Below are 25,543 nucleotides of genomic sequence, written 5' to 3' on the forward strand. Positions count from 1 at the left end.
ATTATGAGCGACAAAACCGGCCCGTACCGCGGGCCTCACTGTGAACAGGCGGCGTCCCCCGCACGTCGTCGGCTGTTGCAAGGGCTGGGCATGATGGGTGGCGCGCTGATGCTGGGCGGCAACCGTCCGGCGCACGCGGAAACTCAGCCGCAGACGGCACAGGATGAACGTTGGGAAACGCAACCGTTCCACGGCATCCATCAGGCCGGCGTGCTCACACCGCAACAGGCGGCGATGATGCTGGTTTCCTTCGACATCCTGGCGACCCATCGCCAGGATTTAACCCGCTTGTTCAAACTGCTGACGCAGCGTATCGCCTTCCTGACGCAAGGCGGCAAAGCAGAAGATATCGATCCGCGCCTGCCGCCCCTCGATTCCGGCATCATGGGCCCGGAGATCTACCCGGACAATCTCACCGTCACCGTTTCCGTCGGCGCATCGCTGTTTGACGATCGTTTTGGGTTGCAGACACTCAAGCCACTGAAATTGCAGCGTATGACCCGTTTTCCAAACGATTCTTTGGATGCCGAACTGTGTCACGGCGATCTGTTGCTGCAAATTTGCGCCAATACCAACGAAACCGTCCTGCACGCCCTGCGCGACATCATCAAACAGACGCCGGATCTGCTCAGCGTGCGCTGGAAACGGGAAGGGTTCATCTCCGCACATGCTGCACGCAGCAAAGGCCGGGAAACGCCGATCAACCTGCTGGGTTTCAAGGACGGCACCGGCAACCCGGACATCGGTGACGCCGCGCTGATGGAACGCATCGTTTGGGTCGCCCCGCAATCCGGCGAACCGGCATGGGCTGTCGGCGGCAGCTATCAGGCGGCACGTATCATCCGTTTCCATGTGGAATTTTGGGATCGCACGCCGCTCAAGGAACAGCAGACCATTTTCGGCCGTGAGAAACACAGCGGCGCGCCACTTGGTATGAAAAACGAGCACGACACACCGGACTACCGCCAGGACCCAGAAGGTAACGTGATCCCATTGGACTCACACATTCGCCTGGCCAACCCGCGCACGCCGGAAACACAGGCGAATCTGATGCTACGTCGCGGTTATAGCTATTCACTCGGCGTATCCCGTTCCGGTCAGCTCGACATGGGGTTACTGTTTGTTTGCTATCAGTCCGATCTGGAAAAAGGGTTTATTACGGTACAGAAGAAATTGAACGGCGAACCGCTGGAGGAATATATTAAACCTATCGGCGGCGGTTATTTCTTTGTTTTACCCGGCGTCAAAAATAGCGACGATTTTCTGGCCAGCGGATTATTATCAACATCATTTTCATGAGGTAAATATTCGGACAATAACGATAACATTGACGCCATCGATATTAAAAACCATCAATCCGGTGCATATTAGCACCGGATTGATGTAACACTCCGCCATATTATCGGCCCTAATATCAAGAAATATGGGTAGTATGCTGCGGAGGCACATCCTCAAACGCGGTTATATGGGCATCGCCCTTCAGCGGTTGATAAACATAGACTTTGACGATTTTAGTCGGCGCCTCTGGATAAACGGCTACCGCTTTGGTCAAAAAGGAATAATTGGTGCCGTTCACAACCTGTGTAGCGACGAACAGCGGCGTGTAGTGCACGCCCAGCAAGCGCCCTACCACGGTTTCAAATAACGATTTGTCCGTCGCATCCAGATCGTGAAACGGAGTCCAACCACCAGCGAGTTGAGTTGCCATTATTTTCACCTTATCAAGTAGATAAATTCACATCCTGAATAGTTAAATTGCAAACGCAAAGAGCCCTCCGAAATTAACCCAGAAAGGAATAAGAGTCAGGGGCGACATCAATACGCCAGCAATTAAAACACAATATTTATACCAATCCGTCCTTCGGTTGCTCCCCAAAGAACGATGAAATAAGCGTAGTTGCGGAATGAATAACCGGCAAGCTCAGAAATAGCATTTAATATAGTAATGAAATCGAAAAAATATATTTACTCAAAAACAAAACCCCATCCACCAACAGAAAATAATTAGTCTAATTAGTATTAATGTTATTATCAGGAATAATTCATTTAAATATCATCAATATCACTCTCACATATACCCTCAATAATTCGAGTGGCAGACAGGTGATCATTTCGATGCGCTGATTTCAGCGAGTCATGACAGCGAACGAACGCCGACGACGCCCCGTCATGCAGGCTGGTGCAAACCTTTGCCGGCGCGGCTACGGACAACTACCGCGAGCCAATCGACGTGAATCAAGCGGATATAAAGGTTTCAAACCGGGAACGATCCCAAACAACGGCGGCAGAGTCCCATGAAAGAGGCCTCACGATGCCGCCGTTTTTGCCCATTAACGCATCGCCCGCCGTATCGAATATTACGGCGCGGTCTGCCAGGTTAAGCGAAAGATTCTCTGATGCTCAATCGTGGCCGTTGATCGGCTGACGCGACCCCGGACACACCAGTTGACGGCTCTTGATGTGGTACATCTCCAGATCGGCGCGCAGGAAAAACGCCATTTCCCACGGGTTCTTGTTGATGAAAGCATGGCGAACTTCCTCAAACAACGGCGTGTCATGGGCAATCAGATGGGCATCACCCTCAATCAGGGTGTAATTCCACTCGATTGAGCGCTCAAAGGTGTAACGTGCACGTTCGTCCATGGCGAAGAAACAGTGGGGATTGCGTTTCAGTTGTTTGGACTTGAAGGTTTCCGGGAAGGTAATCAGGAAAACGTCGTCCTCCACCGAGGAGAGGAACGCCAGTACCGTGGTATGCGGCTGCTCTTCCGCCATCGTCACCAGCACGCCCACCTTGTTGGAAAAATCACGGTTTTCGGTGTCCGGCAAGGTCAGCAAAGGCGTATACGGCACCGGATGTTCCGGCCGTTCATCACGGGGATAGGCATAGCCCGGCTCACGAATATCCAGCACTACGTTCAGGCCATACATCAACTGGCACTCACGCGGCGTCAGCAACACCCAGTCATCCTCCACCGCGGCCACCCGGCCTTTGTAAGAGGCGCGGTATACCGAAATGTTGGCATCGAACTCATCCACGCCGGTACGGTTGTCCAGATGCAGTGTCGCCAGATCGCCCACCGCCAGTGCATGCCCCTTGGGGAAAAACACCTTTAGGCTATTGTCACTACGGGGATAAACCCCGCAAACGTGGATCACCACATTGCTGTGCTGATAGGCAGCCAAAACGCCAAGCACTTGTTTGCCAAGAAAATGCACCAGATTCATATTGCGGCACCTTGTTATGTTGGGAGGATATCGAGGCTTCCGCCGCGCCGAAAAACGGCCGACCCACGCATCCCCATTGCCTGCTCTTTTCGCCAGGCCCTAAAACCCGCGCCTGACTCCATTCAGAAGCTATTCATCATAATACGAACGCCCCGGCGGCACGATGTTCTCCCCGAGTAATGAGTGAAAAACACGTACATGTACGTGATTTTTTCGCCAGGGATATTCCCATTTCATACCGTTATGCTCGAAGGGCCTTTTCCACAGAGAGTATCGACATAAGAGAGTATCGCCATGAACGGCCTGATGATTATCAGCATCTTCATCGGCAACCGCTTCGTGCTGCGCCTGTCCGGCCGTCAACGCCAGCGACCATTGGACGCATACGGCGGATCACCAGGCTATCGATGTTGTGGGACGGCATCCGCTAACGCAGCGTCAGGAAATCATCGAGGTAATGGCGATACTCGTCGCCTAGCGGCAGCGGTATAACTCCCGGCACGGCAGGCGGCCAGAAACGCTTTCAAGGTGGGTAAGGGAGGAATGCGGGAGGTCACATTATCTCCGGAGCCGAAAAGACACCGTCCCACTCTACTGCCGTTGCGACGTCGCTACAAACGGCTCAGGCAGTCCATCGCCACCGCTTTGAAGCTGTCGAAGTCCGGGCATTCCCGCAGCCGGGCCATCGCCCGCTCGCGCATGAAGGTGACGAACAGGTCGTAGATCGCCATCGCTTCTTCATATTCGCTTTTACTGATCGCCAGCAAAAAGATCGCGTAGGCGGTTTCATCGCCCCAGGGGATACCCTGCGGCGCCAGCACGGTAAACACCACGGTTTCCCGCGCCATCAGCCCCAGCGAGTGCGGCAGCGCGATGCCTTCTCCCAGCATGGTGCTGACGATGGCCTCGCGCTCCACCACCGAGGCGTGGAAATCGCCGTCCACCCGCCCTTCGCGCTCCAGTTGGCCGCACAGCGTGCGGAACAGCGTCGCCTGATCCATCGGCTGATCGATGATGCAAAAGTGCTGTCGGTCGAAAAACTTCTCCAGCATGTAAGGCCGGGTGCGATCCACCAACACCAGCTTCCCGAGCTGCTCCAGTTGGTAGTCAGTGGGAAACGGCGACATCACCAACACCGGTTTGCCCTTCTCCGTTAACCGGGTAGTGGAAATGACAAAATCCTCTTCCACCTCCGGCAAAGTACGGTAGTCGCGCAGCGAAATGATGTTGTTCACCACCATCTGCGGATAGCGCCGCCACAGCATGGCCTGAATCATACGGATGGTGGAATTGCCGGTGTCGCACACCAACAGCACCTGCGGGTGACGCTGATACCCCACGTCGTAGTGCCGCTCCAGCCCGACGCCGATATGCAGCACCAGAAAACCCACTTCGTTTTCGCTGATCACATAGGGCGTGTACTTACTCCAGCTCGACACCGCCGCCAGTGTGACATCGTAGGCCATCGGGTAGTGCTGTTTGATATTGGTCAGCAACGGATTAGGGATGGTTATCTGGTAACGCACGCGGGTGATCATGGTCTTGATGTGCGTCAGCAGATCTGCCCGCAGTTGCGGATCGTTCTGCAAGTTGAAGTTGTAGTGGGTGTTGATGTAACTCAGGATGTAGTCCACCAGCGATTCGCCGTCGTCAGGGCTGATGGCGCTGGCATTGCCGGATAGCTCCTGAATCCGGCGCGCCGCCAGGTTCACCCGCAGATAAGCTTCCTCCGATGCGGAAATCGCCTTGCCGGTCATAGCGCGCATTACGCTGATCAACTGGTGCGCCGCTTCCCGCACATCGTCGTCCACATCCTCGGCGGTAAAGTCGGACAACGGGTACCCCTCGCCGATGCGACGGATCGCCACCGCGCAATACAGCCCCAGATAGCATTCGGCCTCGTCGGTCATCCGAATGCCGCTGCGCGAGAACACATCGTGCAGAATCACCTGCAAACGGCTCAGCGTCTCGCGATCCAGCGCCGTCGGCGGCAGTGTCGGCGCTTCCCCGCCGTCGTCCTGCACCATCTGGTACACCAAATCGGTCAGGCAGGTGCGGATCGACACTTCGCTGCCCAACAGCTTCATGCCGTAGCGCGGCCGGGTTTCGATCGACAAGTGATAACGTCCCAGCACTTCCCGCACCTCCGCCATATCGCTTTGCAGGGTAGGACGGCTGACGAACCAGCGCTCGGCCACATCCTCCAGCTTGAACGCGAACGCCGAGGTGAGAAAACGCACCAACAGCGACTGCACCCGCTCCGTCGAGGTACGCGGCACGCGGGTGGGCATCGCCGCGGTCTGGGTCGCTTCCCAACAGGCGTAGCGTTGCGCATCCTGAATCTGTAACTGATACCCGACCCCGCGACTGAGCACCAAATGCGCACCATGTTGCGCCAATAACTCGTTGATCTGCGAGATATCGGTACGCACGGTGCGCGTCGATACCGCAAGACGCCGCGCCAGCTCATCCTGGGGCAGCGGTTCGTTTTTCAGCAGGTCAAACAATTGGGCCAGTCTTGGGTTGGAAAATCGCACTGTGGTTATCCGTCGTTCGGGAGCGGCAACCGCTCCCGTTATTCATCATACCGCTCGGGTCATCATGCCGACCACGCAACAGGAACGCGCTCGCCACATACTGACAGGCTTACGCCAGCAAGCGTCGGGTCATCGCCAGCAGTTCCCGCACATCATCAGGGCGGGTATCGCCGCTGGCTTTATCGATGATCGAACTATAGACGTGCGGGATGATTTTGCTGACCCCGGCGTCCAACGCCACCTGGACAATCGCTTCATAGTTATGCAAATCGATACCGCCGGTCGGCTCCAGCCAGAAATCCTGTTTGGCGCAGGCTTCCGCCACTGCCCGAAACTCGTCGATCGCCGCCAGCCCACCCATTGGGAAATATTTGACTGAGCTGCCGCCCATATCCTGCAACATGGCAATGGCGGTCGCCACCGGCACGATGCCGTCCGCCTGACGCGAACTGCGCGGCCCGGTGGAAATTTTCACCTTGCCGACCTCGCCGGTGGGCGACACCAACCCGTTGACCACCGTCTGAGATTGGCCTAGCAATGCCCGGCTGGCGGCCACGCCGGTGAATACCTGGTTTACGTGTTGCGGTTGTAGTGCGGCGGAAATCTCACTGACCATCGCCGACTGATTCGGGTCGCCCGCGCCCAGCCCTACCGACAGCGCATTATCGATAAGCGCGGCGTATTCGCGCATATCCGCCACCGCGTCCGGCACGCTGGCGTAGTTCTTCGACAACACGCCCACCAGCACATAGCCTTCCGCCGCCTGCCAGATCTCACGGGCATTGGCTTTGGAACCGGCCAGTACGTTCAGGCAGAGACGATCCTGATAAAACTTCGGCGTCAACGTCATGCGCGTGTTCCTCCGGCAATAACCGCACGCAGACGGTCGATAATCATTTCAAGCTGATTCGGCGTAACGCTGCGCACGTCCACCTCTACTTTGCCCTCGTTGGCTTTGTAGCCGCGAAAGTAAATGGCGACATCGCCGGCCTTCAGCGCCTGCACCAGTGCCGCCGTCGACTGGCCGATGACGGTTTCGTCCAGCCGGATTTCGGTACGGGCGATATCGCGCCCCGCCGCATCCCACACCACGCTCGCCTGTACGCCGGGCAGTTGATTGAGCCCGTCGATGAAGGGCGTCATCTTCGCCACCATCTCGGCGCCGCTCGGGCGGCTCTGGCTCAGATAGTTTTCAATCGCCTGCGTCAGCCCCAGAATTCCCTCTTTGCCCACTTTCATGGCGCGGCCGATACCGGCGGATTGACGTTTTACCCACTCGACGTATTGACGACGGCCAATCACCAGCCCGCTGGTGGGCCCTTCCAGCGCTTTCGCGCCGCTGTAGATCACCAGATCCGCGCCGTCGCGGTAATAACAGCGCAGATCCTCTTCGGCGGCGGCATCGACAATCAGCGGCACCTGGTGTTCACGCGCCACCGCCGCAGCCTGCGCCACGCTGAGGTGGCTTTTCTGCACGCAGTGGTGGGATTTGATATACAGAATCGCGGCGGTCTGCGGCGTTACCGCAGCGGAGAGCTGCGCGGCGGAGCACTCATTGGCGTAACCCGCCTCCACCAACCGGCCGCCGCCCAGTTGCACCATGGTGCCCACCGGCGCGCCGAAATTCACGTTGTGGCCTTTCGGCGTCACGATATCGTGTGGAATGGTCAGCGGCGCAGCGTGCAGGTTTTCCAGCAGCCAGTCGTTATCTTTGACAATCACCGCCGCGACCGACTGGGCGATCCCCGCCGACGCGCAGGACACCACCACCGCGTTTTCCACCTCCAGCAGGCGGGCGATGTAGGCGCCGGTTTTATCGACCAGATCCTTCATCTCGAAATAGTGGCCGAGGCCGTAACGCACGGTCTCCGCTACGTCATCCGCCGGCGTCGAGACGCCGAGAATGGTCATACGGCCGGAGGCGTTAATTACCGGCTTCAGGCCGTACTTTTCATACATTGAAGACATGATGCTTTTTTCCTTCATCGGTCATGAACCACCGGCCCGCCACCATGGCGGCCAGTGGTATCAAAGTGCGGTTCCCCTGCAACAGGACATTGTCCGAATCCGCCAACGGCACGTCGCCTTCGCGTAGCCGGAACAGCGTCAGATCGGCGTCAAACCCCGGCGACAGTCGCCCTCGGCGCTGTAAATGCAGCCCTTGCGCCGCGTTGCACGTTACCCGGTCGATCACCTGCGGCAACGTCATGCCCAGCGCGAGAAATTTGGACATCACATGCGCCAGACTGCGCACGGAGCCATCCAGCCGATTGCGGCAATAAATATCCGAACTGATGGTGTCCGGCAGGATGCCCTGGGCGATGGCTTGCCGCGCGACGTCAAAGCTGAGGCTGGCGGAACCGTGCCCGACATCCAGCCGCACACCGCGCGCCAGCGCCGCTTGCATCGCCGCGCGCAGCTCGCCGGCCGGCGTCAACATCCGGTTCGGCTTGCCGTTGTAGCAGTGGGTCAGAATATCGCCGGCGCTCAACAGCCCGGCGATCTCATCCAGATCCGGCGGGTTATTGCCGACGTGCACCATCAGCGGCAACCCGCCGCAGCGCTGTTGAATGCTCTTGGCAAGATGCAGCGGTTCAATGCCGTTGCGTCCCACTACGCTGCTGCTCATGCGTGCCTTGAGGCCGACGATAAAATCAGGCAACCGCTGAACCGCATCGCAGACGGCATCGCCGTCGATATCGTCGAGATTGGCCAGTTCCGCCTGGGTAATCAGCCCGATGCGGGAGACATTGAGCAGCGCCTGCACCCGGGTAGACGCCTGCGACGCCAGCGCATAGAAATCATCCACATCGTTGGCGCCGGTGCTGCCGGCATCAATGACAGTGGTCACGCCGGTATCGATGCCGACGCGATCCGGTTCATCGTGATAAATGGGGGACTTCGGATAGCAATGTACGTGCGAATCTATCCAGCCCGCGCTGAGGTACACGTCCTGCGCTAACGTCAGCTCCTGCCGCGCCGCCCCGACGATCTCGCCGACGGCGGCGATCCGGCCGTCGAGGATCGCCACATCCGTCTGCCGCTCATCGGGCAAACGGGCGCGGCGAATAATCAGATCGAACATAGATCCTCCTGACCGGCTGGCCGCGCCAGCCGGAACAGATTCAACTGATAGCGACCGGGAAGATGGCGCCCAAAATCATCGCCCCCAGAATCGCACCGCCGGTAATCGGCTTGCTCCAGAGGTAGAACAGCAATGCGCCGGCCAACGATCCCAGCCCGATGGGGATCGACGCCGACATGGCCGACAGGATGATCAACGGCCCCAGAAAACGGCCGGAAGCGTTGCCCGCACCCATCATCACATCAGCGCCGTAGGTGGAATCGCTCTGGTTGACGGTAAACTTGCGCGCCAGAATGATGACGTAACCGATCGCCAGCCCCAGCACCAGGCCGGTCAGCAACGATGCGGCGAAGTTCGCCACCGGGAATACGATACCGGCACCCAATAGCAACGCCGGTACGCCCAGCCCGACACCGGTTTGGATCGCACCGCCGATATCCAGAATACCCACCAGCGACCCTTCGATGATGCGGGCAAACAGGAAGCTGGCGCCGAACGCCGCCACCGCGCCGTACACGCCGGTGGAAATGCCGGATCGCAGCATGGATACGAACGCCACTTCGTTAAACGCGCCGATGCCGTACAGGTAGTACATGTGCGTTCCAGCGAACACGCCGGCCGACAGCAACCCGACAAAAATCGGGAACGACCAGTCGGCGTACCAGAAACCTTTTTTCGTCTCGTCCATTGTCTCGCTCCTGTTACTTGCCGCTGAGGGCGTTGTGGATCAGCGTCATCCAGTCCGGAATGCCCAACTGGAACGACTGCAGCAGTTTCATATCAAAGCCGCGGAAGAAACCGCTCAGCACGAACAGCAGTACGATGGACGCCATCATCACCTTGGTGACTTTGTTCCAGCCGCTCTCTTCCACGCCCTTGCCGATCAGAATGCCCAGTACCAGCCCCGGTACGGCGTTACCCATAATCAGTTGCGCCAGTCCGCCGAAAATGGTGGCCCAGAACCCGGATTTTTTGCCCGCGTCGATAGCGGCCAACCAGAAAATTACCGGCATCACGGTGTTCACCAGCAGGTTAGCGGCGGGTACCAGCACTTTCACCGCCGTCACCTGCAACGCAGCAGGCACGGCGGAGGCGGTGGAGTTCAGAAACGCCACCACCACCATGCCGACGATGCCGCAGGCAATGGCCATTTTTTTCGGGTCGTGCAGCGTCTCGGCCACGTTGCGGTTTTTCATCATCAGTGCTGCGGCGCCCCAGTTCGGCAGAATGCGGTGATCCACATCCTGCGTGAAGGAACCCGCCGCCACCGACGATGCCCAGGCATTGAAGAAAAACCCTAGCCCGAACGAGAAATGGGAAGCCGGATCGCCCTCGCAGGAGTTAAGCTCCCCCAGAGTGCGAAACGCCCCCATGCCTTGCGTGACCGGCGCATGAAACATGCGGGCAGCACCTGCGCCGACCCCTACGCCAACCAATCCCCCGATGATTAACGACTTCAACAAAATTATTAAAAACATCTGTTTTTCCTTTCGTTTTATCGCCCCACATTGTTATGCCCGTTCCGCTGTGCGGAAACGCGCGCTATTCCGTCGTCGTGAACGTCACACTCTGCGTGTTGATAGCGGTCACGCTGACGGTGATTTCCAGCTCAACCCGGTAGTACCGACGTTGCCGTGCCAGAAAAAAGAACAGAAATTTTTCGTTTTTGACCTGTTCCTGGGCTCGAAGCACCTTCACGTCCTGGGGCTCAATACGCAGCAGCACCTTATCGGTAGCGCGCAGAAGCGTGCTTTGCACCCGGCTAAGCGCGTCGGAAAACGCTTTGGCCTTGCTGTCGCCGCTGCCGCTGACGTGTACGGTGGTCGTGAATTGCTCTTTCATGGTTAGCCGCCGTATTTCCGATTCCAGGCCTGCACCAGCTTTTCCCCCAGTTCTTCTTTGTCCATAAAGCCGAAGCCCAACACCAGCGCACCCTCGTTGATGGCGGTCACGCCCTCTTCAATCGAACGCATCCCGTGCTTGGCCTTGTAGCCGTACTTGTTCTGCGCGGTGATGGCGCCTGCGCCGCCGCTGCCGCAAAAGGAGATACCGAAGTCCGCACCTTCCGCCTTCATCACATCCCCCAGCTTCATGTCCGCCGCCACGCCCGGCACGACAACGGCACGGCCGCCGGCACGTTCCACGCCTGCGGCAACCTTCTGCCCTTTCCCCAACCGATCGCCTATCACTACCGTTACCATGCTTCGCCCCTTGTTTTATTCATGTCGACACGTTGACGGCTCAGGCGCCGCCCTCCGACGCGCTGTTTTCTTTCGCGACTTCAAAATGAACCGAAAGCAGCCAGCTTTCCTCCACCGGCAGATTGCCGAACAAATCCACCACCTGCTGCGCCAGTTGCATCGAACTGTCTGAAATTTCTTCGAACAGTGATTCCTCCACCTCCGGCAGCGGCTCCCCCGTCAGCGAACGTCGAGCCATTGCCCGGACATGCGACAGCAGCATCTGTTGCTGCACCCCGTTAGGCGTAATCGCTCTGGCGGCGAACAGACCGCCGATTTGCGCCATCACACGATCGGCCAATTGCTGAATCACCTCAGGGCTTACTGCTGCGTTGACCGTTACCGCTCCGTTACTCACCTTGTTGCTCCTGTTTCCTGTTACGGATATATGTCAGCCATGCGTGTTGTTCAGAAAGTAATGCCGCCCCGACATGATGTGTAGACACACTTTTTCCACTTCAAAGTGGAAATGTTTTTTCACCACCCGATCCGCGGAAATAACTACGCAGCGAGGGAAATGCTCAGGGAGAAATAGCGAATAAATAACAGAATGTTACGCTCATCGGATTTATTTCCTCGTCGCAGAAGAAATTAGAAATTCTTATAGCGCAAAACGACAAAGCATAAGAAAAAACGATGAAAAACAGTAAGTTTCCGGACTCGCGCGCCAGTTCTGGTCTCTGGAAATAGGAGATATTCATTCTGCGAAGAACATCACAAAACCTAAGATGAACAACGACGGCCATGCCGTTTAAATAATAATCCGCCGACAGGAATGGAATATTTTATCGCACCCGTGAAGCAGCAATATGTTTACCCCATCGTTCGTTCTTACCCAATGAAACGCCTTATCGGAATAAACGTTTATTGGGATCAGTGATCTCCCCAAAATAATCTGCGTCTTTCACAATACACCTGCGGCCTGAGGTTTGACGGGGATACCCTAAATAATTCAGGTTGCAGGAAGGCGGCAAGTGCGCGAATCCCGATGAGCTTACTCCAGTAAGTGATTCGGGTGAGCAAACGCCGCCAACGCACCTGCAGCCTGAAGTATGACGGGTATAAGGCATACAAAAATGGCATATCCCCCCGCTGGCGACAGTCTGCGCATATCGTTATCATCCTAAGCAATAATGAGAAACACCACCGGTTGATCTGCCGAGCGCACCGCGAAAAAACTGAGGACGTTATGACCATCCAGCGCTATCCACACCTCGCCCATTGGGGGGCATTCACTGCCGTTGTCGAGGACGGCCGTCTGATTCGCTGCGAGCCTTTCGCTGACGACCCGGATCCGTCGCCGATGCTGGAGTCGATTGTGCCGCTGGTCTACAACGAGAAACGCATCCGCCGCCCGGCGGTACGCCGCTCCTGGCTGGAAAAACGGGAGCATAGCGATCGCAGCCTGCGCGGCAAGGAACCTTTTGTGGAGGTGTCTTGGGATACCGCGTTGGATCTGGTGGCGCAGGAAAACCGCCGCGTCCGCGAACTGTACGGTGCCGACGGCTTGTTCGCCGGTTCCTACGGTTGGTCTTCCGCCGGCCGTTTCCATCATGCCCGCTCGCAGGTGCGTCGCTTCTATTTCTCCGGCGGCGGCGCCGTTGACCAGACCGGTAATTACAGCTGGGGCGCGGCGCAGTTTTTTCTGCCTTATGTCATCGGCACCTTCCACCCGCTGACGGGCAAAGTGACCGAGTGGCGCAGTGTGGCCGAACACTGTCAATTGTTTATCGCTTTTGGCGGGCTGGCGCTGAAAAATGCGCAGGTCGCCTCCGGCGGCGCCGGCCACCATTCGCTAAAACCGGCGTTGGAAAGGCTGGTGGCACGCCATATTCCGGTGATCAACATCAGCCCGATGCGCGACGACTGCCCGGCGTTCGTCAATGCCGAATGGATCCCGATTCGCCCCAACACCGACGTGGCGTTGATGCTGGCGTTGGGCTACGAAATCCAGCGGCTGGCAGCGGAAGACCGGGATTTTCTGGCGCGTCACTGTGTCGGCTATCCGCAGCTGCGCGACTACCTCAACGGCCGCAGCGACGGCATCGCCAAAACGCCGGCATGGGCCAGCGCCATTACCGGCATTCCGCAAGCGCGTATCGAGCGGCTGGCCCGCCAGTTAATCGGCGTGCGCAGTTTCATCACCTGTGCCTATTCGGTGCAACGCGCCCATCGTGGCGAACAGCCCTACTGGATGATGATCGCGTTGTCCGCCATGCTGGGGCAAGTGGGGCTACCGGGCGGCGGTTTCTCTTTCGGCCACGGCTCGATGAACAGCGTCGGTAACGAGCGCATAACGTCGCCCGCGCCCACATCGCCATCGGCGCCGAACCCCGGACAGGCCATTCCGGTCGCGCGTATCGCCGATATGCTGCTGTGCCCCGGCGAACGCTACACCTTCTGCGGCGAAACCCGTACTTATCCCGACATCCACCTGATCCACTGGGCTGGCGGCAACCCGTTCCATCATCACCAACAGCTCAACCGGCTGGTGGAGGGCTGGCGGCGGCCAGATACCGTGGTTGTGCAGGATATCGTCTGGACGGCGGCGGCGCAGATGGCGGATATCGTCTTGCCCGCCACCACCTCGCTGGAACGTAACGATCTGGGCGGTTCTTCCCGCGATCGCTTCATTTTCGCCATGCATCAGGCAATTGCGCCACAACACCAGGCGCGCAACGACTACGATATTTTCAGCGAGCTGGCGGAACGCCTCGGCTATGGCCACGATTTCACGCTGGGGCGTGGTGAGCGCCAATGGCTGGAGACGCTGTATGATGATTGCCGTCAGCGTCAAGGTACGGCAGGGGGAAAATGGCCGGATTTCGACGGCTTCTGGCAGCAGGGATATGTGGATATCCCCATGGACGAGGCGCCATTCGTGTTCTTCGCGTCATTTCGACAGGATCCGCAATCGCACCCATTACAAACGCCAAGCGGCAAAATCGAGCTGTTTAGCGATACCATCGCCGGGTATGGCTACACCGATTTCGCGCCGCATCCGCAATGGCAACCGCCGGCGGAATGGCTGGGCGCGCCGGGCGTGAGCGAATGGCCGCTGCATTTTATTTCCATCCAACCCGCCGACCGGCTGCACAGCCAGTTGGGCAGTACGCCGCAGGTGGCGGCCAATAAAACCGCCGGGCACGAAACCCTCTACATGCACCCGCAGGACGCACAGACACGCGGTATTGCCGACGGCAGCCGGGTGGAGGTGCGCAATAACCGCGGCCGGATTTACGCCGGCGTGCAGATTACCGACGGCGTCGCGCCGGGCGTGGTGATCATGGCCACCGGCGCCTGGTTCAATCCTGGGTTTGGTCAGACGGAATGGTTTGAGGTCGAGCAATCCGGCAATGCCAACGTGTTGACGCGGGATATGGGCAGCTCGCCGCTGACGCAGGGGCCGAACGCCATGAGTTGTCTGGTGGAGGTTATTGCGGCCTGATGCGGCCTAACCAGCGGCGCTGTGCAATACCGCTCGATACAATATCGCTATGTACAATAAAACGCCGGGGAAACGCCTTTCTCTGGCGGCTTTTTTCCCCGGCGTATCAGCGATATCTTCGCGCTTAAGCAAGCGGCGGTTATCCGATAGAGCGAGCGGTTAGTGGGCGGCGTTTTTATCTTGACGGGACAATCGGTCGAGATAGCCCATAACGAACGCCGACAGCACAAACGTCAGATGGATAATCACATACCACATCAGCTTGTTATCCGGAACGTTTTTGGCATCCATAAAGACCCGCAGCAGATGGATGGAGGAAATGGCGACAATCGACGCCGCGACTTTGTTTTTCAGCGAACCGGAGTCAACTTTGCCCAGCCAGTTGAGTTTTTCCTTGTCCTCACCGATATCCAACGCCGATACAAAGTTCTCATAACCGGAGAACATCACCATCACCAGCAGGCCGCCGACCAGCGTCATATCGACCATCGAGAGCAGCATCAAAATCAAGTCAGACTCGGCGATAGCAAACACATTCGGCAATACCAGCCAGATCTCTTCAAAAAACTTGACCGCCAGCGCTATCAAGCCCAGCGATAAACCAAGATAAACCGGCGCTAATACCCAGCGAGCCGCATACATCGTATTTTCAAGAAAACGTTCCATAACACTCACAAAACCTGGGGAGAAGGGCAGCATCATAGCGAAAAATGCTAACCGGGTGTTATCAATTTATAAAATTCGACATCACAATGATTTAAAAGAAAATAATCATGAAAATCACCGTTTTTACCTTCGGCTTTCGGTGCATTGTCTGAGATCGGTGCCGCCTCTCTGGCTCACGCATACCGTTACATCCCAACACGGGGTTCAGGCGCGAACCGGCGCGCAATATTCCACAGCCATCAGCAAATTTCAGGTCGGAATCAAGAGGCAAAGGGAGCGCGGTGATCAGGTAATAATTGCTGTTCAATGCGAATACGCTCAACGCGCTAAACGGCAGATGCAGGGGAAAAGCAGGAAAGAAAAACGCTCATCAGAAATATGCCCCGTTACCGGGGCATATCCATAGAGACTGTCATCGCTGGCATCAGATAGGATTCACGTTCCCTGTATTTTCACACAACCGGAAATACAAGCATCCTTTCTTGGGCTCCCTGGTGTTAGGGGATGACAGTGCTCCGTTAATCAAAATGAAGAAAAACCGCGCCTGCCGTGAAGCATCCGCCTTTCAGTGCACGGCTGGGCATTCCGTTTCGGGGTGCTTTTCTGTCGGTTTTCAAGCCCCGGAAAATGCCGGTACTTCCCGGTCAGGCGCAAAAAGAACGCTTTGTTTATTCATTATTAATGTGATGGTTTTGTATCAAAACCCATCACATTGCCTAAACGGTATATCAACGCAAATGTTTAAGTCAACACATTAATATACATAAAATTTCATTTAGTGTTTCCTTTTAGAGATTCAAGTAACAGCTGTCATAAACAAATTAATAACACTTACCTTTTATTGATTGTTCACGCTTTTTTTACCCGTGGAAGGCGTTCGCCGCATCGCATAAATTCATACTTAAAAAGGTACATGACGCCAACATTTGCGCTTAAGATGGTCGCGTCTGGGAACGTGTCTTGAAAGGGATGAACATGAAAACATCAAATGCTCAGCGTAAAATTAATATCATTAAAAATATTGAATACCTGATGCGTACCCGGGGTGAAACCAAGGCTTCATTTTCCAACCGAACCGGCGTTACCCGCACCACAATCTATAAAATTCTGGACGGGCGAGTTAATCGGGTCCAACAGGCAACGATTAATCGCATTTCCGATTTTTTCGGCGTGTCCTGCGAAGAAATCGAAGATTATGATCTGGAAAGAGTTGAACAACTCAACAATACCCTGTCTTTTGAAGGCAATAAGAATCCGTCCGCGATCCCCATCATCCCTCAATCCGATCTGCTGTCGACGCTACGCTGCAAAATAGGCCAGTTGGCCGTGCAGTACCCGCTCACCTATTTCTTCGGCGAAGAGTCCAACATGGTGGCGGTCAAAATCGAATCCTCGATCGGAACCGGTTTTTCACCCGGTGCCGTACTGGTTATCCGTCGCCCACCCGCATTGGTGATGAATACGCCGATGCTGTGTTATTCCGAGAAAACAGGCTTTATCGTCGAGCATCCCGACCCGCTCTCTATGACCGACAGGAAAAGAACGACCGGACTCATCCTGCTCGGTTATATCATTTAGGAAAGGCTTTAAATGGATTCGAACAAGAAATTCAAACTGTTAGGGTTCAATCACTGTGGGGAGCTCTCCGCCAATGTCATGGTATTGTCCACCGGCAAAACCATCAGTATGAACCTCAAGGAACTGGTGGACAGCGAAATATCCGATGATCTCAGCCGGCATGAACTCAATGCGCTTTATAAAAAGCTCTATTCCGGCAAAGAAATCACCACGGCCTATGAAATCGCCGATCGCAACGAGCGCTCCTGGTATGCCTATTTACTGATCAGCGTGGCGCTAAGCGTCATCTATATTTTTTCCAACATCGCCGGCAGCAAGCCTATTTTCGTCCCTTGGCTGAATATGGTGGTTCCGACCGCGATATTTATCTATCCGCTGACCTTCATACTTGTCGATATTCTCAATGAATTCTATGGGTTACGTCTTGCCCGCCGCACCATTTTCATTGCGTTCTTCTCCAATCTGTTTTTTGTGCTCAGCCTATGGTGCACCAGCCTTACCCCCAGCCTGCCGGAATGGGAATTCGGGAAAACCTACAACGGTATTGTCGAAAACATCATGTCCGTGCTGGTCGCCTCCTCGCTGGCCTACCTGATTTCAGAAAACATCAATGCCTGGGTGCTGCATAAAATCAAGATCCTGACCAAGTCGCGCTACCTGTTCATTCGTGTGATCACCAGCACCGTCACCGCCTCGGCGGTCGACAGCGTTATCTTCTGCACCGTGGCGTTCTATAATGTGCTGAGTGTTGACGTCATCAAGGTGATGATTATGTCGCAACTGCTGATCAAAGTGGTCTACGCGGTGCTGGGCGTCGGCCCCATCTACGGTACACGGAGACTGTTCAGAACTTATATCAATGCCATACCAGCAAGGAACTGAGTGATATGCACATTACCGAAAACGACCACATTACCCATTTAGGCGTCCGCTCCAGCTACCCGGATCACTACGCGCCGGAGCTATTGGAGGCGCTGCCTCGTTCCCGCGGGCGCGACCTGATCGGGGTCGACGGCGCGTCGCTGCCGTTTTCCGGCTACGATCTCTGGACCGGTTTTGAACTGTCCTGGCTGAATCACAAAGGCAAACCGCTGGTGGGCATCGCCGAGTTCACCATTCCCGCCAGTTCCGAGAACCTGATTGAATCCAAATCCTTCAAGCTGTATCTGAACAGCTTCAACCAGACCCGGTTTCGCGATGCAGGTGAAGTGCACGCCACACTGATCAAGGATCTGTCCGCCGCCGCCAACGGCGATGTCGGCGTTACGCTCTATCCCGGCCTGGCGGGCTACCCCGCTGGAACCGATGCACTGCCCGGCATCAACATCGACGAGTTGGATATCGACGTTAACAACTACGATTTCAACCCGGACTACCTACAACATGCTATTGCCGAAAAGGCGCCGTTTGTCGCGGAAACGCTGTGTTCAAACCTGCTGAAATCAAACTGTCTGGTGACTCACCAGCCAGACTGGGGCAGTGTGCTGATCCGCTACGAAGGGCGTCAGATCGATCGTGAAGCGCTGTTGCGTTATCTCATCTCGTTCCGCCAACACAACGAGTTCCACGAGCAGTGCGTCGAGCGCATCTTCAGCGACATCAAACGTTACTGCCGGCCGGAAAAACTCTCCGTTTTCGCCCGTTATACTCGCCGCGGCGGGTTGGATATCAATCCGTTCCGCAGTGATTTCGAAGCCGTTGCCGCCGTGGGCCGGCTGGTGCGTCAGTAATCCAGTCATCCGCATCCATTCAGTCATCAGCGCCAGGTTCAGCGCTGATGACGGGCAAGTGCGTCTTGAGCCAACCGATAAACGCGGTAATACGCGCCGGAACATGACGACGATGTTGATAAACCGCATACACATCCGCACCGGGGATCGTATATTCCGTCAATAACGCTACCAGCTCCCCTCGCGCCAGCCAGGGGCTGACATCCCAGTGGGAACGCAGAATGATGCCGTGCCCGTCTCGGGCATAGCGCATAATCACCTCGCCATCATTGCTGGAAAGATTGCCGAACGCCCGGTGGGTATATTCCTGATCGTCGCGATAAAACCGCCACAGACCATAGTCGCTCTCATATTGTCTCAATATCAGGCAGTTATGATTGGACAGATCCGCCACATTGTGGGGAATGCCCGCCCGCTCCAAATAGGCCGGCGCCGCGCAGAGTACCCGCGGATTTTTCATCAAACGGTGGGCCACCAGCCGTGAATCCGGCGGCTCGCCGAACCGGATATCGATATCCACGGCGCTGTCCGGCATATTAAGCGGCTGGCTGGTCAGTTGTAGCTGGATATCCAGATCAGGATGTTGCAATGAAAAGGAGGATATCAACGGGGCAATATAACGTCGGCCGAATCCAAAGGATGCATTGATCGTTAACCGACCGCGCAGTGCCAACTGGTTGCGCCGCACCACACCTTCCAGTTCCTCAATCTCATTCAGGATGGGCAGCGCACCCGCCGCATATAGCTGACCTTCCGACGTCAGATCCAACCGTCGGGTAGTGCGTCGGATCAACTGCACGCCCAACCGTTGTTCCAACTGGGTCAGGCGTTTACTCACTGCCGGCAGCGAAAGCCCCAGTTCGCGCGCAACAGCAGTCAGGCTGCCCAATGCGGCGATACGGCTGAAAAACAGCAAGTCGTCGGTTGCGCTCATCGATTATTCTCTTTTATTCAATAATGGATTAACGAAAAGCCAAATTGTTCACATGGAATAGAGTAAATACACTTTCGATTAACCCAGTGCAACCCGACAAGGAACTACCATGTCTCAATCGACGTACAGAATTGCGGTTATTCCCGGCGACGGAATTGGTAAGGAAGTGATGCCGGAAGGCGTGCGCGTCATGAACCAGGCCGCCGACCTGTTTGGCTTTGACCTCCAGTGGGAGTGGTTCGATTTCGCCAGCGCCGACTATTACCTCAAGCACGGGAAAATGATGCCGGACAACTGGTTTTCCCTGCTGAAAGGCTTTGACGCCCTCTACTTCGGCGCAGTGGGCTGGCCGGACGTCTTGCCGGATCACATCTCTCTATGGCAATCGCTGCTGCTGTTCCGCCGCGAGTTCGATCAATACGTCAACTTGCGTCCCTGCCGCCTGATGCCCGGCGTCAAAGCGCCGTTGGCCGGACGCCAACCCGGCGATATCGATTTTTACATCGTGCGGGAAAATACCGAGGGGGAATACTCCAGCGTCGGCGGCACCATGTTTGCGGGTACCGACCGGGAGGTTGTGATTCAGGAAACGGTCATGACCCGGGTCGGCGTCGATCGTATTCTGAAATTTGCTTACGACCTGGCGATGCGACGTCCGAAGAAGCACTTAACGTCAGCAACTAAATCCAACGGCATCGCCATTACCATGCCCTATTGGGACAGCCGCGTCGCGGAAATGGGCAAACAATACCCGGCGGTAAAAGTCGACAAGTATCACATCGATATCCTGACCGCCAATTTTGTGCTGCACCCTGATTGGTTCGACGTGGTCGTCGCCAGCAACCTGTTCGGCGACATCCTTTCCGATCTCGGCCCAGCCTGTACCGGCACCATCGGCATCGCGCCGTCCGCCAATATCAACCCCGACCGCACCTTCCCCAGCCTGTTCGAACCGGTACACGGCTCCGCGCCGGATATCGCCGGGAAAGGCATCGCCAACCCGATCGGCCAGATCTGGTGCGGCGCCATGATGCTGGAGCACCTCGGCCATGATGACGCCAGCGCCGCCGTACTCAGAGCCATTGAAACTGTGCTGGCCAACGGGCCGGAACATGCGCCGCTTACGCGGGATCTGGGGGGAAAAGGCAATACCGAGTCGCTGGGTAAAGCGGTCGCCGCTGCACTGACGCGCTAAGATTCATCGATAGAACACAGAAAAAGAGCAGCCAACAAAAAAGGCCGCAGTATCACTGTCGGCCTTTTCTTCTTTTCAGCAATCTCTTCCGCTGAAGCAATTAATGCATGGCTCCCGGCGGGATATCCTTGTATGCATTGATATAAGCACGGAAGATTTTTTTCAGTAACTTACGCACGGTGTTCACCTTGACTGTGTGGGAAATGTAAAACTTCTGGTAAAAGATTGTACGTTTTGTTGAATCGCAGCACAACCTTTTTGTGACCCAAATCACAAAAAAGTCGCATCGGCACCAGAACCTGTTCCTTGGAGGGACAAGAATATCCGCTGGCGTCGCCAACCGAAAAAGCATGAAGAATCAGAACCCAGTTATGCTTTGATATATAAAATTATTTCTCGCCCTGAACAAAAACAGCCATACTGAGGGGTGACTGATACTTAGCTGACTAAACAACTACCTGCCCTATGGAAACCTGGAAACTCAACCTCTACTCTGCCTGGCTGGGATGCTTTCTCACTGGGATGGGTATGAGTCAGATCTTGCCGTTCCTGCCGCTGTATATCGAACATCTGGGCGTACAGGATCACGCCGCGCTGAATCTCTGGTCTGGGCTTATTTTCAGCTCTGCCTTTATGGTTTCCGCACTGGTCGCGCCGATATGGGGCAAACTGGCGGATCGCAAAGGGCGCAAGCTGATGCTGCTGCGCGCCGCACTGGGCATGTCGTTGATCATGGCGTTGCAAGGCCTGGCGACTAACGTCTGGCAGCTGTTTTTACTGCGCGCGCTCATGGGGCTGACGTCCGGTTATATCCCCAACGCGATGGCGTTGATCGCCTCGCAGGTGCCGAGAAGCCGCAGCGGCTGGGCGCTGGGAACGCTGTCCACCGGGCAGGTGGCAGGCGTGCTGCTTGGGCCGTTACTGGGAGGATTTCTGGCGGATCACATCGGTCTGCGCATGGTCTTCTTTATCACTTCCGGTATGTTGTTCGCCTGCTTTCTTGTCACCCGGTTCGCCATCAGGGAAAACGTGCTGCCCACCAGCAAAAAAGATCAGTTAAGCGGCAAAGAAGTCATGGCTGCACTGCCTTATCCTTTCATTATCATCAGCCTGTGCCTGACAACGTTGATGATCCAAGCGGCTAATGGATCCATCAACCCGATCTTGGCGCTGTTCGTCCGCGAGATCACGCCGGATACCAACAACATCGCCTTTATCAGCGGCATTATTGCGGCAGTGCCCGGTATCTCGGCGCTACTTTCCGCGCCACGCCTCGGCAGGCTGGGGGATCGTATCGGTTCACAGCGAGTGCTGATCGTGGCGCTGTTCCTCTGCGCGCTGTTGTTCTTCCTGATGTCCGCCGTGCAGAGTTCAGTTCAGCTTGGCGTGCTGCGTTTCGCACTCGGGTTTGCCGATGGCGCACTGATGCCTGCAGTACAAGCCTTGCTGGTGAAATACAGCAGCCAACAGGTAACGGGGCGCGTATTCGGTTACAACCAGTCCTGCATGTACCTTGGCAACGTGTTTGGCCCGCTGCTCGGCTCCGGCATTTCCGCCACGCTGGGCTATCGCTGGGTATTCCTGGTGACAGCATTGCTGGTGCTGATCAACGCCATCCAGCTGATGACCAGCTTCGCCAAGCTGCCGAAAAAGACGCCGACGACATAGTCCGAGCCGGTTAGCAGAACCAACGCCGGGCCCGCCAGCCTATCGGTTGGCGGAACGATAGCGGTGCCGTCGCGCCAAGCGCTTATCGGTGGTTTCTACTGGTTTCGTCTCGGATTATTCATCCGCTTTTCATGTTGCTGTCATCACCGTCGCCAAAGATGTCGCCTGTGCAAACGTATGCACTCCCGATAAAAGGCGCACACCATGTTTGGCAAAAGCTCACTAACAAAGCATATTTTCACCAAGAGAACCCTTTCCCGCTTGCTGCTCGCCACCGGTTTGGTCTGCAGCCTGGCAACCCAGGCGGCGGATCTGGTTATCGCCGGACGCGATGACATCTACGGCAAAGCGCTCGACAGCACGCTTGCTCGCTTTCAGCAACAGCATCCCGATAAACAGATCGAACTGTTGAAACTGCCCTACGCCAATCTGTATGAAAAGCTAGTAATTTCCCTGCGGGAGAACGCTTCCGCCTACGACTTAATGCTGATGGACGACAGTTGGAGCCCAGAATTTGCCGGCAACGGCTGGCTGCAACCGCTGCCGGAAAGCGTGCAAAGCAAGGACTTCATCCCGGCGGTGTTGAACGTCTCCCGCGTGCCGGAAAACAGCGGCCCGGCTTACAGCCTGCCGGTGGTCGGCAACGTGGCGATGTTTGCCTACCGTCAGGATCTGTTCGACAAGTACCAACTTAACGCGCCCGCCAGTTGGGATGCGGTGCTGAACGACGCCAAAACACTGCAACAGCATGAACCCGGCATGGCCGGCGTGGTCTTTCGCGGCATGAAGGGCAACCCGATCGTATCCGGCTTCATGCCGATGTTGTGGGCCTATGGCGGCGACGTGATAAAAGACGGCAAGGCGACCCTGGATACCCCGCAGGCGCTACAGGCGCTCAATACCCTGAAAGCGTTGAAGGCATTCGCGCCGACCGGTGTCGACGTCTATAACGCCGCCGATGTCCGCCAGGCCATGGAACAAGGCAAAGCGGCGATGGCTATCGAGGTTTGGCCGGCCTGGGCCGCCACGCTGGATGATGCAACCAAATCCAACGTCGTCGGCAAGATGACGTTGCAACCCGCGCCCGGCCAGGCCGTCGGCCCATCGCCGATGCTCGGCATTTGGCAGATGGCTATCGCCAAAAACAGCCCGCATAGCGAACTGGCGCAACAATTCCTGAGCTACCTCACCAGCGCCGAAAACCAGAAAGCGCTGGCGCTGGAATTGGGCTTGCCGCCGACGCGCCGCAGTGTCTATCAGGATGCACAGGTGGTGCAGAAGTATCGCTGGTACCCGGCGCAACTGGCCGCGCTGGAAGCAGGCAAGGCGCGTCCGCGCATCCGCAACTGGCAGGAAGTGGAAAGCATCCTCGGCGACTATCTGCAACTGGCGCTGATGGATCAAATGCCCGCGCAAGTGGCATTGCAGCAGGCCAACCAGAAGATCGCTCAGGTATTGAAATAACAGACGCTGGCATAACCAGCACTGACATCACCGCTGCCGGGCGGGTTGCCTCCCGCCCGCTCAAGGAATTCCCATGCATTTCGACGCCCGCTGGCAACGCTGGCTGCTGCTGATGCCCGCCGCCTCGCTGTTGCTGCTGCTGACCCTCTACCCTATCGGTCAGATGCTGTTTTACTCCTTCAACCAGGTGAATTACGCCGCCGGTAGCCATGTCTGGATCGGTCTGGACAACTACCGCCAGTTGTTCGCCGACTGGTTTTTCACCACCAGCCTAAAAAACACGCTGTTGTTCTCGGTCGGCAGTTCGCTATTACAGGTACTGCTTGGCGTACTGCTGGCGCTACTGCTCTATCGCCATTTCCCCGGTCGTCAATGGGTGCTAAGCCTGTTGATCTACCCGATGATGATCTCCACGCTGGTGTGCTCAGCCATCTGGCGCGTCTGGTTTCATTACGACTTCGGCCTGCTCAACAACTGCCTGACTGCATTGGGATTGATGCCGCAACAGTGGCTCTCCAGCCCGCGACTGGCGCTGCCATCCCTGATGCTGGTGGATATCTGGCAGTGGACGCCGATGGCCACGCTGATCATTCTTGCCGGCCTGCAGGCGATCCCCAAAGAGGTGCTGGAAGCGGCGCAAAGCGACGGCGCCAACGGCTGGAAACGTCTGTGGTACGTCACGCTACCGTTGATCCGCCAACCGATCATGTTGGCGCTGCTTTTACGCTCCATCGACACCTTCAAGCTGTTCGACAAGGTATATGCCCTGACCGGCGGCGGCCCCGGCTACGCCACCGAAACCCTGTCGCTCTACATCTACCAGCAGGGATTCAAATTCTTCAATCTTGGGCTCGCCAGCGCCGGCGCGGTGGTCATGCTGCTGGTGGCGGGCACCATGAGCCTGATCTACGCCTGGCAACTGCTCAGCAAGGAGAAAGCCGCATGAAACTACCGCTTTGGTTGTCCTTGCTGCGCGCCGCCGCACTCGCTCTGGCCTTGCTGTTTTTTACGCTGCCGATTCTGTGGATGCTGGCCGCCGCTTTCAAATCCGGCGCTGAATTCTCCAGCCTGGCAAGCCCGTTCTGGCCGCAGCAGTGGACGCTCGACGCCCTGCGCAACCTGTTGGCAAACGGTGCCTTAGCCCGGCTGCTCAATACATTGCTGGTGGCCGCAGGTGCCACGGCACTCTCGCTGTTAACGGGCTTTCTCGCCGCCTACACGCTGGCGCGCCACCGCTTTCCCGCCCGGCTGGACGTTTTTTTCCTGCTGCTGGTGTTGCTGGTCAAGATGATGCCGCCGATGGTGGTGGCCATCCCGCTTTACTCGTTGCTCAAAGCGCTGCACCTGCTCAACAGCCTGGCCGGGCTGATGCTGGCGTATCAGGTCTATACCCTGCCGTTCTGCATCTGGATGTTGCTGAGTTTTGTGCGCGATATGCCGATCGCGCTGGAAGAAGCGGCGGTGATGGACAGCGCTCGCTTGTGGCAACGCCTGCGGTATGTCGTGCTGCCGGTCTGCGCTCCCGGCCTGGTGGCGACGGCGATCTTTACGCTGATCGTCGCCTGGAACGAATTTCTGTTCGCCCTGCTGTATCTGCAAACCCCACAGCAGTTCACATTGCCGCTGTTCATCGCCAACTTTATGACCGAAAACCAGACCTACTGGGGCGAGCTGATGGGGATCGGGCTGTTGTCGTCGCTGCCGGTGCTACTGGTGGCGGGATATGTTCAACGTTATTTGCTGCGCGGCTTTGCCGCCGGCCAGAAATAG

At 56.6% G+C, this 25,543-nt stretch carries 24 protein-coding genes; 10 read left to right on the top strand and 14 right to left on the bottom strand.

The features are described 5' to 3' along the window. Nucleotides 1-3 precede the first annotated feature (3 nt). Entirely contained in the window at nucleotides 4-1,299 is a 1,296-nt protein-coding gene (gene efeB / locus HEP82_RS15275; RefSeq protein ID WP_192458872.1) for an iron uptake transporter deferrochelatase/peroxidase subunit, read from the top strand. Between the two features lie 115 nt (nucleotides 1,300-1,414). On the opposite strand, the gene HEP82_RS15280 is transcribed toward efeB, so the two are convergent. From HEP82_RS15280 to HEP82_RS15330, 11 genes are all read right to left on the bottom strand, one after another. Beyond that, nucleotides 1,415-1,708 carry a hypothetical protein gene (locus tag HEP82_RS15280; RefSeq protein ID WP_192458873.1) on the bottom strand — a complete coding sequence of 98 codons (294 nt, stop codon included), beginning with the start codon at nucleotides 1,706-1,708 and terminating at the stop codon, nucleotides 1,415-1,417. Nucleotides 1,709-2,400: 692 nt separating this feature from the next. Further along, nucleotides 2,401-3,228, bottom strand: a complete 828-nt coding sequence (locus HEP82_RS15285) for a hypothetical protein (protein ID WP_192458874.1) — start codon at nucleotides 3,226-3,228, stop codon at nucleotides 2,401-2,403. 611 nt (nucleotides 3,229-3,839) lie between these two features. Continuing rightward, nucleotides 3,840-5,765: a BglG family transcription antiterminator gene (locus HEP82_RS15290; RefSeq protein WP_192458875.1), complete on the bottom strand. Its 1,926-nt coding sequence runs from the start codon at nucleotides 5,763-5,765 to the stop codon at nucleotides 3,840-3,842. Nucleotides 5,766-5,874: 109 nt separating this feature from the next. Continuing rightward, complete coding sequence (gene dagF / locus HEP82_RS15295; RefSeq protein WP_192458876.1) at nucleotides 5,875-6,615, bottom strand: 2-dehydro-3-deoxy-phosphogluconate aldolase; 741 nt, start codon at nucleotides 6,613-6,615, stop codon at nucleotides 5,875-5,877. Then, nucleotides 6,612-7,733 (bottom strand): DgaE family pyridoxal phosphate-dependent ammonia lyase, encoded by a 1,122-nt coding sequence (locus HEP82_RS15300; RefSeq protein ID WP_192458877.1) that lies wholly within the window; start codon nucleotides 7,731-7,733, stop codon nucleotides 6,612-6,614. The genes dagF and HEP82_RS15300 overlap by 4 nt, the downstream gene beginning before the upstream one ends. Next, nucleotides 7,717-8,850: an amidohydrolase/deacetylase family metallohydrolase gene (locus HEP82_RS15305; protein WP_192458878.1), complete on the bottom strand. Its 1,134-nt coding sequence runs from the start codon at nucleotides 8,848-8,850 to the stop codon at nucleotides 7,717-7,719. The genes HEP82_RS15300 and HEP82_RS15305 overlap by 17 nt, the downstream gene beginning before the upstream one ends. Nucleotides 8,851-8,890: 40 nt before the next feature. Further along, nucleotides 8,891-9,538: a DUF4310 family protein gene (locus tag HEP82_RS15310; protein ID WP_192458879.1), complete on the bottom strand. Its 648-nt coding sequence runs from the start codon at nucleotides 9,536-9,538 to the stop codon at nucleotides 8,891-8,893. Nucleotides 9,539-9,551: 13 nt separating this feature from the next. Beyond that, entirely contained in the window at nucleotides 9,552-10,328 is a 777-nt protein-coding gene (locus HEP82_RS15315) for a DUF4311 domain-containing protein (protein WP_015854820.1), read from the bottom strand. 64 nt (nucleotides 10,329-10,392) lie between these two features. Continuing rightward, entirely contained in the window at nucleotides 10,393-10,692 is a 300-nt protein-coding gene (locus HEP82_RS15320; RefSeq protein ID WP_015854821.1) for a DUF4312 family protein, read from the bottom strand. Nucleotides 10,693-10,694: 2 nt separating this feature from the next. Then, nucleotides 10,695-11,051 (bottom strand): SFCGS family glycine-rich protein, encoded by a 357-nt coding sequence (locus HEP82_RS15325; RefSeq protein ID WP_015854822.1) that lies wholly within the window; start codon nucleotides 11,049-11,051, stop codon nucleotides 10,695-10,697. Nucleotides 11,052-11,091: 40 nt separating this feature from the next. Then, complete coding sequence (locus HEP82_RS15330; RefSeq protein ID WP_192458880.1) at nucleotides 11,092-11,448, bottom strand: glycine dehydrogenase; 357 nt, start codon at nucleotides 11,446-11,448, stop codon at nucleotides 11,092-11,094. 831 nt (nucleotides 11,449-12,279) lie between these two features. Between HEP82_RS15330 and HEP82_RS15335 the strand changes: the two genes are divergently transcribed. After that, on the top strand, nucleotides 12,280-14,538 hold the full coding sequence (locus HEP82_RS15335; RefSeq protein WP_192458881.1) for a molybdopterin-dependent oxidoreductase: 2,259 nt from the start codon (nucleotides 12,280-12,282) through the stop codon (nucleotides 14,536-14,538). 159 nt (nucleotides 14,539-14,697) lie between these two features. Here the strand turns inward: HEP82_RS15335 and HEP82_RS15340 are convergent, their stop codons facing one another. Further along, nucleotides 14,698-15,204, bottom strand: coding sequence for a TIGR00645 family protein (locus tag HEP82_RS15340; protein ID WP_192458882.1), 507 nt, complete (start codon nucleotides 15,202-15,204; stop codon nucleotides 14,698-14,700). A gap of 975 nt (nucleotides 15,205-16,179) precedes the next feature. On the opposite strand from HEP82_RS15340, the gene HEP82_RS15345 reads away from it, so the two are divergent. The 3 genes from HEP82_RS15345 to queF are packed head-to-tail and all read left to right on the top strand — an operon-like array spanning nucleotide 16,180 to nucleotide 18,512. Continuing rightward, entirely contained in the window at nucleotides 16,180-16,782 is a 603-nt protein-coding gene (locus tag HEP82_RS15345; RefSeq protein ID WP_192458883.1) for a helix-turn-helix domain-containing protein, read from the top strand. Between the two features lie 12 nt (nucleotides 16,783-16,794). Continuing rightward, nucleotides 16,795-17,664 (top strand): queuosine precursor transporter, encoded by an 870-nt coding sequence (locus HEP82_RS15350; protein WP_192458884.1) that lies wholly within the window; start codon nucleotides 16,795-16,797, stop codon nucleotides 17,662-17,664. Nucleotides 17,665-17,669: 5 nt separating this feature from the next. Beyond that, nucleotides 17,670-18,512 carry an NADPH-dependent 7-cyano-7-deazaguanine reductase QueF gene (gene queF, locus HEP82_RS15355; RefSeq protein ID WP_192458885.1) on the top strand — a complete coding sequence of 281 codons (843 nt, stop codon included), beginning with the start codon at nucleotides 17,670-17,672 and terminating at the stop codon, nucleotides 18,510-18,512. Nucleotides 18,513-18,531: 19 nt separating this feature from the next. Here the strand turns inward: queF and HEP82_RS15360 are convergent, their stop codons facing one another. Continuing rightward, complete coding sequence (locus HEP82_RS15360) at nucleotides 18,532-19,446, bottom strand: LysR family transcriptional regulator (protein WP_192458886.1); 915 nt, start codon at nucleotides 19,444-19,446, stop codon at nucleotides 18,532-18,534. A gap of 109 nt (nucleotides 19,447-19,555) precedes the next feature. On the opposite strand from HEP82_RS15360, the gene HEP82_RS15365 reads away from it, so the two are divergent. After that, nucleotides 19,556-20,641, top strand: coding sequence for a tartrate dehydrogenase (locus HEP82_RS15365; RefSeq protein WP_192458887.1), 1,086 nt, complete (start codon nucleotides 19,556-19,558; stop codon nucleotides 20,639-20,641). 100 nt (nucleotides 20,642-20,741) lie between these two features. Here HEP82_RS15365 and azuC read toward each other — a convergent pair whose 3' ends face one another. Continuing rightward, on the bottom strand, nucleotides 20,742-20,993 hold the full coding sequence (azuC, locus tag HEP82_RS20260) for a stress response protein AzuC (protein WP_192458888.1): 252 nt from the start codon (nucleotides 20,991-20,993) through the stop codon (nucleotides 20,742-20,744). Nucleotides 20,994-21,106: 113 nt separating this feature from the next. Here azuC and HEP82_RS15375 point away from each other — a divergent pair, with 113 nt between their 5' ends. The 4 genes from HEP82_RS15375 (at nucleotide 21,107) to HEP82_RS15390 (ending at nucleotide 25,543) form a co-directional block, all read left to right on the top strand. Further along, entirely contained in the window at nucleotides 21,107-22,309 is a 1,203-nt protein-coding gene (locus HEP82_RS15375) for a multidrug efflux MFS transporter (protein ID WP_192458889.1), read from the top strand. A 204-nt stretch (nucleotides 22,310-22,513) separates the two neighbouring features. Then, nucleotides 22,514-23,773 carry an ABC transporter substrate-binding protein gene (locus tag HEP82_RS15380; RefSeq protein WP_192458890.1) on the top strand — a complete coding sequence of 420 codons (1,260 nt, stop codon included), beginning with the start codon at nucleotides 22,514-22,516 and terminating at the stop codon, nucleotides 23,771-23,773. Nucleotides 23,774-23,846: 73 nt separating this feature from the next. Then, a complete protein-coding gene (locus HEP82_RS15385) occupies nucleotides 23,847-24,719 on the top strand; it encodes a carbohydrate ABC transporter permease (RefSeq protein ID WP_192458891.1) in 873 nt (290 codons plus the stop codon). Then, nucleotides 24,716-25,543, top strand: a complete 828-nt coding sequence (locus HEP82_RS15390) for a carbohydrate ABC transporter permease (protein ID WP_192458892.1) — start codon at nucleotides 24,716-24,718, stop codon at nucleotides 25,541-25,543. Before HEP82_RS15385 ends, HEP82_RS15390 begins: the two co-directional genes overlap by 4 nt.

The sequence above is a fragment of the Musicola keenii genome (genome assembly GCF_014855505.1).
Lineage (GTDB): Bacteria > Pseudomonadota > Gammaproteobacteria > Enterobacterales > Enterobacteriaceae > Musicola > Musicola paradisiaca.